17 protein-coding genes are annotated in these 16,828 nt (G+C 28.3%); 9 read left to right on the top strand and 8 right to left on the bottom strand.

What is annotated here, in order from left to right:
- Positions 1-32 precede the first annotated feature (32 nt).
- A complete protein-coding gene (locus JNUCC81_RS19600; protein ID WP_454096556.1) occupies positions 33-1,118 on the top strand; it encodes a BclA C-terminal domain-containing protein in 1,086 nt (361 codons plus the stop codon).
- Between the two features lie 105 nt (positions 1,119-1,223).
- On the opposite strand, the gene JNUCC81_RS19595 is transcribed toward JNUCC81_RS19600, so the two are convergent.
- The 6 genes from JNUCC81_RS19595 to JNUCC81_RS19570 all read right to left on the bottom strand — a co-directional run bounded on the left by JNUCC81_RS19595 (position 1,224) and on the right by JNUCC81_RS19570 (position 5,677).
- A complete protein-coding gene (locus tag JNUCC81_RS19595) occupies positions 1,224-1,847 on the bottom strand; it encodes a DUF3794 domain-containing protein (protein WP_454096523.1) in 624 nt (207 codons plus the stop codon).
- Between the two features lie 219 nt (positions 1,848-2,066).
- On the bottom strand, positions 2,067-2,477 hold the full coding sequence (locus JNUCC81_RS19590) for a hypothetical protein (protein WP_454096522.1): 411 nt from the start codon (positions 2,475-2,477) through the stop codon (positions 2,067-2,069).
- A gap of 27 nt (positions 2,478-2,504) precedes the next feature.
- Positions 2,505-3,041, bottom strand: a complete 537-nt coding sequence (locus tag JNUCC81_RS19585) for an SPOCS domain-containing protein (RefSeq protein WP_454096521.1) — start codon at positions 3,039-3,041, stop codon at positions 2,505-2,507.
- Positions 3,042-3,216: 175 nt separating this feature from the next.
- Positions 3,217-4,479 (bottom strand): SPOCS domain-containing protein, encoded by a 1,263-nt coding sequence (locus JNUCC81_RS19580; RefSeq protein WP_454096520.1) that lies wholly within the window; start codon positions 4,477-4,479, stop codon positions 3,217-3,219.
- A gap of 20 nt (positions 4,480-4,499) precedes the next feature.
- On the bottom strand, positions 4,500-5,096 hold the full coding sequence (locus JNUCC81_RS19575; RefSeq protein ID WP_454096519.1) for a DUF3794 domain-containing protein: 597 nt from the start codon (positions 5,094-5,096) through the stop codon (positions 4,500-4,502).
- Positions 5,097-5,122: 26 nt separating this feature from the next.
- Positions 5,123-5,677 carry a DUF3794 domain-containing protein gene (locus tag JNUCC81_RS19570; protein ID WP_454096518.1) on the bottom strand — a complete coding sequence of 185 codons (555 nt, stop codon included), beginning with the start codon at positions 5,675-5,677 and terminating at the stop codon, positions 5,123-5,125.
- A gap of 237 nt (positions 5,678-5,914) precedes the next feature.
- Between JNUCC81_RS19570 and JNUCC81_RS19565 the strand changes: the two genes are divergently transcribed.
- Complete coding sequence (locus tag JNUCC81_RS19565; RefSeq protein WP_454096517.1) at positions 5,915-7,465, top strand: hypothetical protein; 1,551 nt, start codon at positions 5,915-5,917, stop codon at positions 7,463-7,465.
- A gap of 544 nt (positions 7,466-8,009) precedes the next feature.
- Entirely contained in the window at positions 8,010-9,326 is a 1,317-nt protein-coding gene (locus JNUCC81_RS19560; protein ID WP_454096555.1) for a hypothetical protein, read from the top strand.
- Between the two features lie 470 nt (positions 9,327-9,796).
- Here JNUCC81_RS19560 and JNUCC81_RS19555 read toward each other — a convergent pair whose 3' ends face one another.
- Positions 9,797-10,174 (bottom strand): hypothetical protein, encoded by a 378-nt coding sequence (locus JNUCC81_RS19555; protein ID WP_454096554.1) that lies wholly within the window; start codon positions 10,172-10,174, stop codon positions 9,797-9,799.
- On the bottom strand, positions 10,175-10,990 hold the full coding sequence (locus tag JNUCC81_RS19550; protein ID WP_454096553.1) for a ParA family protein: 816 nt from the start codon (positions 10,988-10,990) through the stop codon (positions 10,175-10,177).
- 171 nt (positions 10,991-11,161) lie between these two features.
- Between JNUCC81_RS19550 and JNUCC81_RS19545 the strand changes: the two genes are divergently transcribed.
- From JNUCC81_RS19545 to JNUCC81_RS19520, 6 genes are all read left to right on the top strand, one after another.
- Positions 11,162-11,926 (top strand): recombinase family protein, encoded by a 765-nt coding sequence (locus JNUCC81_RS19545; RefSeq protein WP_454096552.1) that lies wholly within the window; start codon positions 11,162-11,164, stop codon positions 11,924-11,926.
- Positions 11,927-12,298: 372 nt separating this feature from the next.
- The gene (locus JNUCC81_RS19540) at positions 12,299-13,606 is read left to right on the top strand and encodes a hypothetical protein (RefSeq protein WP_454096551.1); all 1,308 of its coding nucleotides are present in this window, start codon (positions 12,299-12,301) and stop codon (positions 13,604-13,606) included.
- A 137-nt stretch (positions 13,607-13,743) separates the two neighbouring features.
- Positions 13,744-14,454, top strand: a complete 711-nt coding sequence (locus JNUCC81_RS19535) for a LytR/AlgR family response regulator transcription factor (protein WP_454096550.1) — start codon at positions 13,744-13,746, stop codon at positions 14,452-14,454.
- Positions 14,448-15,761: an ATP-binding protein gene (locus JNUCC81_RS19530; RefSeq protein ID WP_454096549.1), complete on the top strand. Its 1,314-nt coding sequence runs from the start codon at positions 14,448-14,450 to the stop codon at positions 15,759-15,761. Before JNUCC81_RS19535 ends, JNUCC81_RS19530 begins: the two co-directional genes overlap by 7 nt.
- 218 nt (positions 15,762-15,979) lie before the next feature.
- The gene (locus JNUCC81_RS19525) at positions 15,980-16,564 is read left to right on the top strand and encodes an accessory gene regulator ArgB-like protein (protein ID WP_454096548.1); all 585 of its coding nucleotides are present in this window, start codon (positions 15,980-15,982) and stop codon (positions 16,562-16,564) included.
- A 2-nt stretch (positions 16,565-16,566) separates the two neighbouring features.
- Positions 16,567-16,704, top strand: a complete 138-nt coding sequence (locus tag JNUCC81_RS19520) for a cyclic lactone autoinducer peptide (RefSeq protein WP_454096547.1) — start codon at positions 16,567-16,569, stop codon at positions 16,702-16,704.
- The last annotated feature ends 124 nt before the right edge of the window (positions 16,705-16,828 follow it).

The following is a 16,828-nucleotide window of genomic DNA, read 5'->3' as shown; positions in this document are numbered from 1 at the left end:
AGAATCAAACTTTAAATAGATCAAATATATATATGTATGGATATACTAATAGCTATAGCTCTGATTGTAAATCAAATATAAGTTCAATTAACTGTACTGGACCAACTGGTGCAACAGGGCCAACCGGACCAACAGGATCTACTGGACCTATAGGAAATATAGGTGACATAGGCCCAACAGGCCAAGCAGGACCTATGGGAGCAACAGGCCCAACTGGTATGATAGGGCCGATTGGTTCTATTGGAAATACTGGAATCACAGGAAATACAGGAGCAACGGGCCAAACAGGTATGGCGGGATCTATTGGTATAGGTATAACAGGTATAACGGGACCTACCGGAGATATAGGACCTACAGGTATTACAGGTGTAATAGGTTCTACAGGTGCAACTGGTTCTATAGGGCCTACAGGAATGACAGGATCAACAGGGCCAATTGGAGTAACTGGCCCAACAGGAAATGTAGGATCAACAGGATCAACAGGACCTATTGGAGTGACTGGAATAACAGGAAATGTTGGACCTACTGGCCCAACAGGACCTACAGGAGCAACTGGTGTAGCAGGCAATATTGGCCCTACAGGAGCAACAGGACCTATTGGAGTGACTGGAGCAACTGGAAATATTGGTCCAACAGGAGTAACAGGACCTATTGGAGCAACCGGGGTAACTAGTTCTACTGGATCTGTGGGTCCAACAGGAGCTACTGGCATTGAAATGGTATTTGGTTATGGTGCTAATAATCAAGCTGTATCTATTCCAATAAGTGTAGGTACTCCTGCAAATGTATCATTTCCAGATGCTCAAAATTTAAGCGCAGTTACCATTTCAAGTCCTGATTTTCAAGTATTTACAGTTCCTAGTAGTGGTAGATACTATATATCATACAATGTTTTTTTAACAGTAGGGCTAGCAATGACAAGTCAATTGATACAAAATGGAGTAACTCCAATTTCTGGATCACAAAGGTCTGGGCTTGTGGCTACTAAATTTAATACCAATTTAATCGTAAGTTTAAATGCAAATGATACTATTATACTTCAATTATCAGGTATTAATGCGACTGCCTCTTTGCAAGGTGGAACTGGTGCAACATTAACGATTATTAAATTAAATTAAAAAGCTACTCATTAATAAACTATATCCTTTATGATAGACAGTTAAAATGATAAAACTATCATCATGAAGGGTATAGTTTTATGGTAGCTTAGCGAAGCGAATTTTTTATTTATAATGGTCAATAGGAAAATAATAAGTATTTGAATTAATAGAATCATTATCATTACTACAATTACAATTATAACTATGATTACTATTACTTTTTTCTGATACAGTACTATATTCATGTTTTGTATACTCACATTTATTTTGAGTTATACAAGGATTAGGCTTATGGTGTCTAATATTTGGACATATTATAAATAGTACGGCAATTTCTATACATCTTTCGTTATAGTAGTTAATATCAACGTCTTCAATGCCTATAAATATAGAGTTTAGTCCTATTTCACATTCATCAAAGCAAAAGTCTTCTATTAATACAAATTCATAAAAAGGAATTTCCCAATGAGCAGAATGTATAGATTGTTCACAATTTAGTGCAGTATAAATTATTTTAATTTTTTTTGTGCCACAGATTATAACTTTAGGGCCTAAGATTGTATTTATTAATCTATACTCATTTATACATATAGATACTTTAATTTCGTTTATTGATTCTATGCTAGGCTTTTGGCAAGGAATAGATACTGTGTCTACTTCCAAACATTGCTTACAAGATACTAAATAGTCCCTACATGGATATTGTTCTAGGGGTGTTAATCCAACTATTGATATGTTTTCGTTCATTTTATCACCGCCTTAAAATTTAATAAAATAAAAGATTATAATATATAATATGAATCAAAATTATATGTTTACATAAAATTCGCTTTGCTCATATCCCAGGCGAATTTGTCCGTTGCTTAAAAACTTTTTTACTTAATATTGGTGCATTGGTATTACTTAGTTATAGTTTATTTATACGTAAAAAAGAAAGTATTTAATTTCAAATACTTTCTTTTATTTTTAACAATCAAAAATACATTGAGTTTTAACTTGTATGCTAATACATCTAGGGTCAATTTTATCAATAAAATAAAATTCGAAATTTCCTACAAAAAACTTGTATGTCTCTCCACAATTACAATTATTACAATGTTCTGTATTGCAGCAATCGCAATCATTACAACTGTAACAATTAATATCGTCATCATTTTTTACTTTATAACATCCAGTAAAAATTTTTCTAATCTCTCTTGTATATAATTTTTGGTTTTTATATACCTCCACTATAACAAGTAAATGCTCATTTTCACATATATTGTGTAGTGTTACAGGTACGATTATACAACTTCCTTGGCAACAATTTGACTGACCATTGTTTTTTATATACTTGATGTCTTTACATGGATATTTTGTTGCTTTATATTTATCCATACTTAATTCTCCCTTTTAAGATTTTAACTAACATGACTTTACAACTGAAATAAATATAGATGTAGTTTTGTATATACTTTGTTCTCCAAAATTACAGGCACTAGATCTTTCAATATAAGGTGTTACCTTAAATTGTTGACGAATGCTTGTATCTGAATCTATTATAATGAAAGTTGAAAATGGTGTTATATAATTTACGCTATGAACTGATTGTTCATCTACTAATGCTGTATAAATTATATTTTGCTTTAATAGCCCTTCTATTACTAATTTTTTACCTGTTATATGGGTACATTCTCCATTTGATACATTTTGACCTAGTATAGGTGTACCAATAGAGGGCGTATAACCTGTTACTGTAGGAGTTTCTACCACTCTTTGAGAAATTATTTCAATAGATGAATGAACCTCAATAATTTCTTCTATACCTATATTTTGAATTGGTAATGTAACAATTTCACAAAGTAAAAACTCAGTCCATGTATTATAAGAGTCTTCACATTCTATAACCTTTTGTATTTTATTTTGGGGATATACTCCAACTAGATTGATATTATTTGCCATAGACCTTGCTCCTTGTGACTTATAGTTGATATTAATTTGATATATACTGTAAATTTGTATATACTACATTAATATTTCGACAAATAATTAATTGTTACATTTTATATTAATAATAAAAAGCTATATACCTTCTAAGAGTTAGATAGTATATAGCTCTTGATAAAATTAAGAGAGTTTAACTACAAACTGTGGCTACTCTAGCTCTTAAGAATACTGTTACATTTTTAAATATAGTTCTAGGATCTAGTGCGTATATAAATACATCTTCTATATATGTGTCTATATTGAACTCTTCACATAAATCTGGTTCTATATCTTGATTTGCTCCTACTATAAACCCATTAACAACTAGAGGAACTGTTGGGTTAGCTGGGTTATAAACTTCTATACCTTCTTGGTATGTTAATCCTTCAAAGTTAGCATATGGTATTATAAATGCACTAAATGGTATTTCATAATGTGCAGAGTGAACAGATTGAGTTGTAACTTCTGCAGTATATACTACCTTTTGTTTAAGAGTACCTTCTATTATTAACTTTCTACCACTTAAACAAGTTCCTTCAGCATTAGGTATTACTACAATTACGTATGCTTGAGTACAATCAACTGGAGCTAATATATCAAGTACAGCTGTTATTGCAGCTACTACAGCAGCTACTAATGGAGGTAATGTAGTAGCTACTAAAGTAGTTAAAGCTGTTGTAACTATTGTAACAGCTGCTGTAACAGCTGCATTTCCTATAGCCGCTGCTGCTGCTGTAAGAGTAGTACCTATACCGTCTACTATACCAACTACAGAGTTAATTAAAGTTGTAAGTGTATTTAAAGCCTCTATAAGAGCTTGAATTGCTGCACAGATTAAATCTGGAGAGAATGGAACAGCTGCTATAGCAGCTAATAAGTTAGTAGCTGCATTAGAAACAGCTGTTACAGCATTATCTATACTCGTAATTAATGTATCGAGTGAAGTTATTATACCATTAACTGTAGTTATTAATGCAGGAACACCAGAAACAGCTACTAGTCCACCTAATGTAGTTAATAAAGTATTCAATAGTGGTGTTATAGTATTTAAAGGTGTTATAACAGCAGTAACTGCTGTATCAATAGCAGTTATTAATGGTGTTAATATTGCTGATGTTATGCCACTCGCTGCTTCAAAAAAGCTAAATAGTACATATCTTCTATAAGCAAAAGGTGTTTCTATTAAATTTACACTATCAAGTTCTATATTTACATAAACTTGGTCTAGATTTTCTATATTTGGTTTTTGCTGAGGTACACATAATATTTCAGGGACAGATATTTCAGTCCAGTTTAGTGCAGTTCTATCACTTCCAGTGATAGTTACATTTGATACATCTGATACACCAATGGTTCTAACGTTAAAATCGCAACCACAGCCTTTAGATGCATTATTATTACAATTACATGCCATTGTCTAATCCTCCCTATTTATTAGCATATTCTAGATGCTTTTATGAATATAGTCGTATTTTTAAATATATTTCTTTCAGATAAATTGTAAGCAAATATATCTTCTATATATGGTGTTATATTAAATTTTTGTGATAGAGGAGTATCTCCTTCTATTATGATAAATGCAGAAAAAGGAATAGTATGATTAGCAGAATGAAGTGGTTGTTCATCTGTTAAAGCTGTATATAGCACCTTTTGCTTTAATAATCCTTCTATTACTAATTTTCTTCCTGTTAAATTAGTACATTCTCCATTTGGAATGTTTTGTCCTAGTATAGGTGTACCTGTAGCTGGTGTATAACCTGTTACTGTAGGCGTTTTTACTACTCTTTGAGATATTATTTCTATACATGAGTGTACTTCTACTAATGCCTCTATATCAGGCTTTTGTACTGGTATATCAACTATTTCAGGTATAAAAAACTCAGTCCATTTATCTATATTTTGAGGGCACATTAATACCTTACCTATTTTATTTTGAGGACAAGTTCCTACCGTATTTATATGGCCAGCCTGTGTGTAGCATTTGCTAAAAAAGTTGTATCCTGTGTTTGATGTATAATCACAATTTGACATAGTGCTACTCTCCTTGATTTAAGATTTTATATTACTTGATTTGGAACTGCATATACTAACATAGTTACTTGCTTAAGAATAGTTCTTTCATCAACCATATTTACGATTACATCTTCTATACATGCATTTACTTGATATTGTATATTTAATGAATCAACTGGCGTAGCAAGTGGATTATCTGATAAGTTTAAAGTTTTTGGAACTACTATATAAGATGAAAATGGTACATAAAAATGAGCAGAGTGAACTGACTGTTCTGGATCATTTGCTGTATATACAACCTTTTGACATAACTCTCCCTCAACTATTATCTTTCTTCCTGTAGATACTTTACCTTCTAAGTTAGGTAATAACTCCCCATTTACAGTTGGTGATTCTGGTACCTGTATAACCTCTTGTCTAATTATATTAACCGATACGTTAACTGAGTTTATTTGCTCCATATCTGGTTTTTGAGTTGGAATATTAAGTGTTTCTGTAACGCTCATCTGTAACCAGTAAGGATTTTCACTTATAACAGTAGTTACGTCTTTAGGGTCACACATGCCTGATATATCAACTAATCCCATATTATAATCCATTATTTGAATTTCTCCTTTATTATATATTTAGAGACAACTTCTCTCACTAATTATTATATTTTTCTGAAAACAATGTGTGCCTGAATTGAGCTTAAGATTTTACTTTAAAACATTTAATTCTATTAATAGGTGCTTTATATTTAATGTACATTATTGTTTTTGATTAATTTTTTAATTAACTTACAAAAAATTGAATATTATATTATAAATGAAGAATAAAGGGGGAGGAATATATATATGAGCTATATAAAAAACTTTTCATATAAATTCAAGTATGATCCAAACAATACACCAAATAAAAACTATAATTTCAGGAGCAAATCTAATACAAGAAGAATCCAACAAAGTGGATCAAGTAAAAATATCTTAGTAAATACATCAACAAAAAAAGGGGATGGGATGCAAGACCCAAGAGGAGACCAAGGCTTACGTGGAGTTCATGGACCAAGAGGGGAACAAAATTTATCTGAAGTCCAAGACCTAAGAGAGGAACAAGTGTTACCAGTAGAGCAAGAATCAGGAGAGGAACAGAATTTACCCGTAGAGCAAGGACCAAGAGGAGAACAAGGCATACCAGGCGAGCAAGGACCAAGAGGAGAACAAGGCATACCAGGCGAGCAAGGACCAAGGGGAGAACAAGGATTACCAGGCGAGCAAGGACCAAGAGGAGAACAAGGCATACCAGGCGAGCAAGGACCAAGAGGAGAACAAGGCATACCAGGCGAGCAAGGACCAAGAGGAGAACAAGGCATACCAGGCGAGCAAGGACCAAGAGGAGAACAAGGATTACCAGGTGAGCAAGGGCCAAGGGGAGAACAAGGTTTACGAGGAGAGCAAGGACCAAGGGGAGAACAAGGTTTACGAGGAGAGCAAGGACCAAGAGGAGAACAAGGATTACCTTTAGAGTCGTATATTTATATAGCTAATTTAGAAAACAATGATATATCAATATTATCCAGCGCTACAAATAAAATCATAGATACAATTTCCCTAGATTATATACCTACAAATATAGCAATAAACCCATATACTAAACTTGCATATATTACTAACTATTATGATAATTGTATATCAGTTATAAATACATCTACGAATACTTTAGAATCTACAATAAAAGTTAAAGATAACCCTATGCATATTGCAATAAATACAAATACTAATTTAATTTATATATTTAACAACAATAGTAAAACCATATCAATCATAGATGCTTCTACTAATTCTATAATAAAAGATATTGATGTAGGAGTTTACTTAAGCCCTATGAAAATAAATGAAAATACTAATTTAATTTATATGACAGATATTCAAGGTAAATTTTTATACGTTATGAGTGGAATCAAGCATACATTTATAGCAAAAATTGCTGTTGGACATAAACCTGAAAATATAGCAATAAATAAAAAGACTAATTTAATTTATGTAGCAAACTACGATAGCAACTCTATTTCAGTTATAAATGGGTATATTAATAAGCCTATATTTGAAATAAAACTTGATCATAAACCTAAAGATATTGATATAAATACAAATAATAATTTAATCTATGTAATTATTGAAGATAGAAATGAAATATTAATTTTAAGTGGTGGAAGTAACTTAATTATTTCAAAAATAAGTTTAGATTTTACACCTTCTAGTGTAGTGGTTGACCAAAATAATAACTTAATATATGCATCAAGTATTAATAATAAAGATATATCAATAATTGATGGATTTAGTAATATAGTCACTGATACTATTTCACTTAGTAATTTACCTAAAAATATTACGTTATCAACTAGATAGATTTAACTTTAAGTAAATAATTATGTCTATTTAAAAGTACATAAAATTACTTGATAAAACTTGAATTAATTTAGAAAAATACTGTAGAAAAACTAAAAAGGTTCATAAGATGAGAAAAAATAAGAAATAAAGTTAAAATAAAATATTTTAATTTGTTATAACTTTAAACATAAATCACTTTTTGTAGTATGAAATTTGGTCTAATTAAAATTAGAATTATTAAACTCTATATACCGATGTATGAAACTATGCTAGAATTTAAGTAAATAAATAGAAAAAAGCCAGGAGCGATTAAGTTTGGCGACTTACTCCTAGCTTTTTATAAGCACTCTAGATAAGAGATAACTCTCATCAGAGAATTTTTATATTGTTATTATGTAATAATATTAACATAATAATTCATAAACATCAATAATTTTGATGCTTAAAACAATATAAAAAATATATACAATATTAAATATATTTAATCATATTAATATTAAATATATTTGAGAGAGACCCCTTTATCTATAGTGTAAAAATACTGAATATAAGGGGAATTTTTATGCAAATAACAGATTTTTGTGATCACTTGTACGATGAAAGTACAGATGGTTATATACAAATATTAAAATTAGATGATAAAGATAATCATAGTAAAGATGGTTCTTCGACACAGTCGCTTAAAAGAACTATTAAAATATATAATACTAAAAATGATGGGTTAAGAGATGTTGTAGAGGAATTATATAAAGAAGATGATGTATTTTTATCTCCAAATACAATGTATTTACCAAAACGAAGAGTAGAAAATATAAGACAGTTTAGAGCGTTATTTCAAGATATAGATTGTGAAAGTATTGGACTTGAAAAAGCTGAGACAGTTTATATTATATGGTTACTATACTATGAGGGTAAAATACCAAAGCCAACTATGGTAACAGATAGTGGAAGAGGTATACACCTTTACTTTAGAATAAAAAACGCTCCTTATGGAGCTTTAAATACATGGCAAGAGCTACAAGATTATATATATTATCAATTAAAGCATTTAGGGGCTGATAGAAGGGCTACAGATGGTGCAAGGGTACTAAGACTTCCTGGAACTATAAATTCTAGATGTGATGCTAATTGTGAGGTTTTATATATAGATAATGATATAGAATACTCCATGTATGAGTTAAGAGAAGAGTATTTAAACTATAAGCCTAAAACTTATCAATTACAAATACAACAAACAAAGAATATAGATAATAGAGTTATTTGTAATAGATTCTTTAACTCATATAGTTTGCACATGGAAAGAGCGAATGACTTAGAAACTTTATGTAAACTTAGAAATTACGAGATGACTGGATATAGAAATATGGTAATACACTGCTTTGCGTACTGGAAAGGTATTTATATAAGAGATAATTATGAACTTGAAAATGCAGTTATAGAACTTAATAACTCATTTACAGAGCCGCTTAAAGAAACGGAAATACAAGCTGTTTTAAGATGTATACCAAAGGCTATAGATAAATTTATAGCTTATGAGCAAGGTACAAGAAGTGGTGAACATAAGAGAGTTTCTAAAGGTATGAGAGATAAAGAAGGTTATTGGTATAAAAATGAAACGTTAATTGATAGACTAGGTATTACAAGTAAAGAGCAAAAATATCTGAAAACTATCATAGGAAAAGAGGAAAAATATGATAGAAATAATGAAAGAAGAAGAGCAGAGAGAAGAAATGAAAATGGTTTAACTAAAAAGCAACAAGAATTAGCAGAGTTAAAAATAAATGTAGATAAGATGAAAAGTCAAGGATATAGCTTAAGAACTATAGCTAATGAGCTAAATTTAAGTTTAGGGAAGGTACAGAGATTACTTAAGAAATAAGGTGTATCGAAAAACGGCTCTTTATAAATATGTGGTGTTTTATGAGAGGTCTAGAAATGAATTTAGTTAGGATCGTTTCTTTAAGAATAAAGATATTGAGGAATCTCTCGATAAGGAAATTATAGTAAAAGCGTATCTAATAATTAAAGTAGGATTTAAAAAGTATCTAAAGATTTATTAATAACAAATGATTAAAATCACTTTTAATTAAAGGCTATAAAATTTATAAAAAAATGAAATGTGCTTTTATGGATAATGTAGCTTACAGCATGTTATGGTATTTGGATATAGGATAGAAATGTTAGATTAAACATAGTTATATTGATTATAGAAATGGAGAATTGATTCTAAATGATTTACTTATTAAATCTTATAATGAATTTTATTTAGATTTATAAAATGATTTATATTAAAAATTGTATTAAAAATTAAAATATAAATCATTTTATAAATTATAATGTAATTCTTAATTATTTCTTTTTATTACCTTTGTTTTTGTTCCTTTTATCGTACTCTTTAGCCTTCTTATTTACATCAAAGTCTTTAGGTAAATTATCTCTAGTAGTCTCAATAGTAGTCTCTAAAATATTTAAAATAGTCTTATTTACAGTAGTATTTTTAGCTTGAGAAATGGCCTTTAAAAGATTTAAATCTTCTTCTTTAAAGTAGACAGATATGGCAGTTTTTTTCACAGATTTTTCTTCTTCCATCTCAAGTAAATTTAAACCAGAAGACACTATTATGTCTTTTTCAAATTTATTTTTTAATTCATTATTAACCTTATCTTTATAATTTTTTTTAGTTATTTTTACTTCACTAGCATCATCTATAAACTTTTCTAAACTCATTTATAACACTTCCCTTCTTAATAATTCTTCTATAAAGTCATTAAACTCGTCCCTAATTTTGTGAGATTTTTTCATCTTTTTTAGATAATCATCTATATCCATTTTATTTAAAATAGCATTTTTTACTATTGTAGTATCACTAATTTTAGCCTCTAATAAATCTTGTTTTATATTACCAAAGGAATCTAGGTACTCGCTAAATATATCTCCAGATGATAACTTTCTACTTGTATATGAATTTATAACAACAGCTCTTTTAGCATCATTTGTCATTTCCATTTCCTCAAGGTCTTGATTAAACTTTTGATAGAATAATTCACATCCTCTTATACTTGCAATATCTTGATATTCAAGTGGTGTAATTATTGAGTCTGATATTAACATAAAGTTTCTAGCGATAAGATCATATGAAGGTGATAAATCTATAAATATGTAGTCATAATTTTTAAGCTCATCTATGTTACTTTTAAACCATCTCCATACAGCTTTTTCACGATTAGTTTTAGTTGTTAAAAATTCAGATAGAACTGATAAACTTAAATCACTAGGTATTAAATCCATATTAGGATACTGAGGCATTGGAGAATTTATTATAACCTCTTTGGCACTAGAGTTATCAGTAAGGGCCTCAAACATTGTTTTTTTATCATGTACAATCTTATACATAAATTGAGTTAAGTTTGCTTGGGTATCAGCATCTATAATTAATATTTTATTTCCTTGCTTACTTAGTTTTATTGCTGTTAATATTGTTAAAGTAGTTTTTCCTACTCCACCTTTAACATTGAAAAAACTTACTATTTTCAATATATTCACATCCTTTGTAATATGATTTGTAAAATAAATTATATCATAAATTATTATTAGATTCAAAATATAAATTATGATATAATTCTAATAAAAAATTAAAAATAATTTTAAACTATATATTTTTAGACATTATATATGGTTTAAATACAATAATAAAGTTGACACTTGGAGGAAAATATGAAAAAAAGAGCAGTAGGTTATTGTAGAATATCAACCTTAATGCAAGTGGATAATACGTCACTTAAGGATCAAGAAGATAAGATTAAAATGTATGCTAAACTTCACGATATAGTTATAGATGAAATATTTATAGATAAAGCAATATCAGGTAAATCAACAGATAGACCTAAATATCATGAAATGATAGAATGTGTAAAGCAAAATGATATAGATATGATTATAGTTTATAAAAATGATAGAATACATAGAAGTTTATACAACTTACTGGCAATGATATATGAGTTAAAAGAATATGAAGTAGCACTAGTAAGTGTTACAGAAATGTTTGATACATCAACACCGCAAGGAATGTTGTTTTTGCAGATGCTAGGAAGTTTTGCGGAGTTTGAAAGAGCTGTAATTAATGAAAGAACTAGAAATGGTAGAATAGCAAGACTTAATGAAAAAAGGTGGGTAGGTGGTAAGCCAGCATTAGGTTATAAAGTTAATAAAGAAGGTAAATTTGAAATTGATGAAGAAGAATCTAAAATAGTTAAGGATATATTTAGACTAAGGTCTAAAGGGATTTCATTAGCAAGAATAGGCTCTAAGTATGGATTTTCAAAGCAAAAGGTAGATTATATATTAAAAAACAAAAATTATATTGGGGTATTTGAGTATCATGGTAAAAAGGAAAAGAATGATATAACTTTAGAAATAGAACCGATAGTATCAAGATATATGTGGAATAAGGTAAATAATAAAAAGTATAATGGAGATTAACATTATCCTTATATCAAATCAGGGAAATTTATATACTATTTTATGAATTTATGCTAGAATTTAATTAAAGAAATCGAAAATAAAAAGAGAAAAAGCCAGGAGTCATAAGTTTTGGTCGACTTACTCCTAGCTTTTTTATCTACACTCTAGATAAGAGAGAACTCTCATCAGAGAATTTTTTATATTATCATTATGTATTAATATTAACATAATAATTCATAAACATCAATAATTTTGATATGTAAAACAATATAAAAAATTATTCTTATCAACAATAAGCTTAAATTATATTAAGCATTAATTGTTGTAAATAAATTTGAGAATCTCCTTGTCTTTAGTGTTCACATACTAAAAATAGAGGGGAATTTTTTTATGAAAATGACGGAGTTTTGTGACCATCTATATGATGAAAGCACAGATGGTTATATACAAATATTAAAATTAAATGATGATGAAAATGGTGAGAAAACCATTAAAATATATAATACAAAAAATGATGGGTTAAGAGATGTTGTAGAAGAATTACATAAAAAAGAAGACGTATTTTTATCGCCAAATACAATGTATCTACCAAAGCGAAGAGTAGAAAATATAAGACAATTTAGAGCATTATTTCAAGATATAGATTGCGAAAGTATTGGACTTGAAAAAGCTGAGACAGTTTATATTATATGGTTGCTACACTATGAAGGTAAAATACCAAAGCCAACGATGGTAACAGATAGTGGAAGGGGTATACATCTTTACTTTAGAATAAAAAATGCTCCATATCAAGCTTTAAATACATGGCAAGAACTGCAAGATTACATATATTATCAATTAAAGCATTTAGGAGCTGATAGAAAAGCTACAGATGGAGCAAGGGTGCTTAGACTTCCAGGTACTATAAATTCTAGATGTGATAATAATTGCGAGGTTTTATATATAGATAGTGACATAGAATACTCTATGTATGAGTTAAGAGAAGAGTATTTAAATTATAAGCCTAAAACTTATCAATTACAGATGCAAGAAACAAAGAATATAGATAACAGAGTTATTTGTAATAGATTCTTTAATTCATATAGTTTACACATGGAAAGGGCTAATGACTTAGAAACTTTATGTAGACTTAGAAATTATGATATGACAGGATATAGAAACATGGCAATACATTGTTATGCATATTGGAAAGGTATTTATGTTAGAGATGATTATGAACTTGAAAATACAGTTATAGAGCTTAATAATGCATTTACAGAACCACTGAAAGATACGGAAATACAGGCTATTTTAAGATGTATACCAAAGGCTATAGATAAATTTATAGCTTATGAGCAAGGCTTAAGAAGTGGAGAACTTAAGAGAGTTTCTAAAGGAATGAGAGATAAAGAAGGTTATTGGTATAAAAACGAGACTTTAATTGATAGATTGGGGATTACAAGATCAGAACAAAGACATATGAAAACTATCATAGGAATTGATGAAAAGTATGATAGGAACAATGAGAGAAGAAGAGCAGAGAGAAGAAATGAAGAGGGGTTAACTAAAAAGCAACAAGAGATAAAGGTACTTCAAGGAAAAATTAAGGTGTTAAAAGATGAGGGGTTAACAAATAAGATAATTTCCCAAAAACTATCAATAACGTTGAAAACGCTAGAAAGGCATATAACAAAAATGAGAAAAAGTGATTTACTATAGCGTACCCTCATTTTTTGGCTCTTTATAAATATGTGTTTCTTGGGCGGGGTTACTTTAGGAGAATCTATTTTTTTAGTATACCCTCATTTTTTGGCTCTTTATAAATATGTGGTGTTTCTCGAGGGGGGGGAGCTTTTATGTTAAGAATAGCTATTTGTGATGATGATCTTTTACATAGATCTATTTTATGTACTTATGTTAGTACTATTTTAAATGATGATTTTTTAGAGTATAACTTAGTTGAGTATTGTTCAGGTGAAGAATTACTACGTGATTATAAAAGTAATTTCTTGGATATCTTGTTTTTAGATATTAAAATGAATGAATTATCTGGTATGGATACAGCAAGGAAAATTAGAGAGTTTGATGGTAATGTTGAGATAATATTTACAACATCAATTCCACAGTATGTATATGAGGCTTATGAAGTAAAGGCTTATAGATATTTACTAAAGCCCTTAGAGTACTCTGATATAAAAAAGCAATTAAAGCTTTGTATATCAGAGTATTTATCTAGACAGGAAGTCGTATCAATTGAATCGAATAAAAAAACATTAGTTATTCCAATAGGGGAGATTCTATATGCTGAAGTTTTAAGAAAAGAAGTTACTATCTATACTGAAAATGAAGAATATAAGATCGAGATTAGTATGAAAAAAATCGAGAAAAAGCTTTTAAATTATAACTTTTTTAGATGCCATCATAGTTATTTAGTGAATTTAAAGAAAATTAATGAATTAAAAGATAAAAGTATCTTTATAAATGATATAGAAATACCAGTAAGCAGATTAAAATATAAAGATTTAAAGATAAGATTACTTAATGTTTTGGGGGATTCATTATGTTAGAGAATAATTTATTTTGGGATGTATTAATTATAATTTCATCAACAATAGAGTTATGGGCATGTAAAAAAATATTTGATTATACAAGTGATAAGAAATTTAGTAATACTATATTAAATACAATTATGATATTAATTGTATTGTTAATGTTGATTTTACTAAAAATAAATTTAAATCCTGATATTAGAATAGCTATAGCGATGGTACTGACTTCTACATTTTATATTCTTAATTACAAAACAAACTTTTTAGTTGGGATTATGACAAATTTATTATACTGGATGGTTTTATTAGGAACAGATGGATTAAGTATGAGCATAGTAATATGGGTTAATTCTCTAGATAATATGAATATGCTTCTTATAAATAATTTATATAGGCTAGAATCGATTCTTTTAGGAAAAGGAATTCTACTTACTATACTTGGTATATATAAAATAGTGAAATGTGAGATAGAATTAAGGAAAAAAGATATTTTATATTTGGGAATACCTATACTTGCTAATATATCATCATTTTTTTTAATCTTTAAATATGTATTTAAATTCTCTAGAGAGAACTTAATTAATGAATCTCAGATATTAAATATATCAATTTTATTATTTTTGTCAAACATATCTATTATTTTGGTTATAAAAAAGATAAGGAAGGATAGTAAGCTATTAATAGAAAAAGATATTATGAGAAATAATATAGATATGCAGTATAAATACTATATGAATATTAACGAAAATCAGTTAAAGATGAGGCAATTATATCATGATATGAAAAATCATATTATTTGTATGAAGAGACTTAATGAATGTGGTTACAGTAATATAGATTATATAGAAAATATAGAAGATAAGCTTATAAGCCTTGATAATACATTTGATACGGGTAATGTATTACTGGATATTATATTAAATGAGAAAAAAGAAGTTTGTAATAATCATAATATAAAGTTTTCCTGTAATATAAATTTTACAAAATGTGGTTTTATTGACGCAGAAGATGTGTGTAGTATTTTCTCAAATATTTTAGATAATGCAATTGAGGCTTGTGAAAAAATAAACAATAATAAAAGACATATATATTTAGATGGAAAAATAGTAAATAGATTTTTTATATTAAAAGCTGAGAATACTAAATGTAATGAAGTTAATGTTAAAAATAATAACTTTATAACTAATAAGAAAGATAAATACCTACATGGATTGGGAATAAAAAGTATAAAAGAATCAGTAAAAAGGTATAAAGGTGAAACTGTAATAGATTATAGTGATGATGAATTTACAATGAAAATATTAATACCAGTTACATTAGATTGATAGATAAAATTACTGATGATTTATTATATATATATTTAATAGAAACATAATGATTGTAATATATTATAGAAAATTCTTTATTGATAATTGAGCGCTCAATTTTCGATAAAGAATTTTTTTATACCAGTTATACTATATAATAGCTAGTTATACTGAATTATTGATGTATTATGTCTGATATGCTACTTATATAGTATAAAACGTCAAGGGGAATTGAAATGATTAAATCTTTTTCTAACAAAATAACATACTTTTTAATTAATAATAAATCATTAAATAGTGAAGATAGTGAAGTATGTTCATATGGCATGGAAGTCCTAATATCTTCATTTATAAATACATTAATGGTATTAGTCATTGGACTTATATTTGATAAATTTATAGAGACTGTAGTTTTTATAGTATGTTATTGCTCTATAAGGCAATTCTCAGGAGGATACCATGCAAGTACTCATGGAAAATGTATTTTTACATTTTTATGTATGTATTTAATGACTATATTTGTTGCTGAGAATACATATTCTATACATCTAAAGCCAGTAGTAGTATTAATAGGTATACTAAACTGGATAAGTATATATTTACTAGTTCCAGTACAGCATTTAAATAATCCTTTGAGTAATGTTGAAAAGATTAGGCATAAGAAAAGTGCTAGGAAAGTAGTATCATTAGTTTTAATAGGGATTTTTATTGGATCATATTTATATAGGGGATATGAATATGTACTATATGCTGTATTAGCACTATGTTGGGTAAACTTTATGTTGGTTTTACAGGTAATTAAAAATAAGGGGGAAAACTAAGGATGAATAAATTTTTTAAAAAGAATATGAAGTATATTGGAAGTTTTGCTATGTTTGTGGCTTTTATGTCAGCAAACTCAGTTTCTTTATGGTATAATCATCAACCAGAAATGCCAGAAAAGCTAAAGAATAGAAAATAATTAAAATATATAAAGATAAAAAATAAGTTAGATGCAAACTATTATGTGTCTAGCTTATTTTTTAGCTTATATAAGCAATATATCTTAATTGATACTAATTATTAAATAAGTAAAGGCTATTATA

The organism is Faecalimicrobium sp. JNUCC 81, assembly GCF_053667625.1.
Note: the sequence above shows the minus strand (reverse complement) of the source record. Positions and strands in the feature narration are given on the sequence as shown.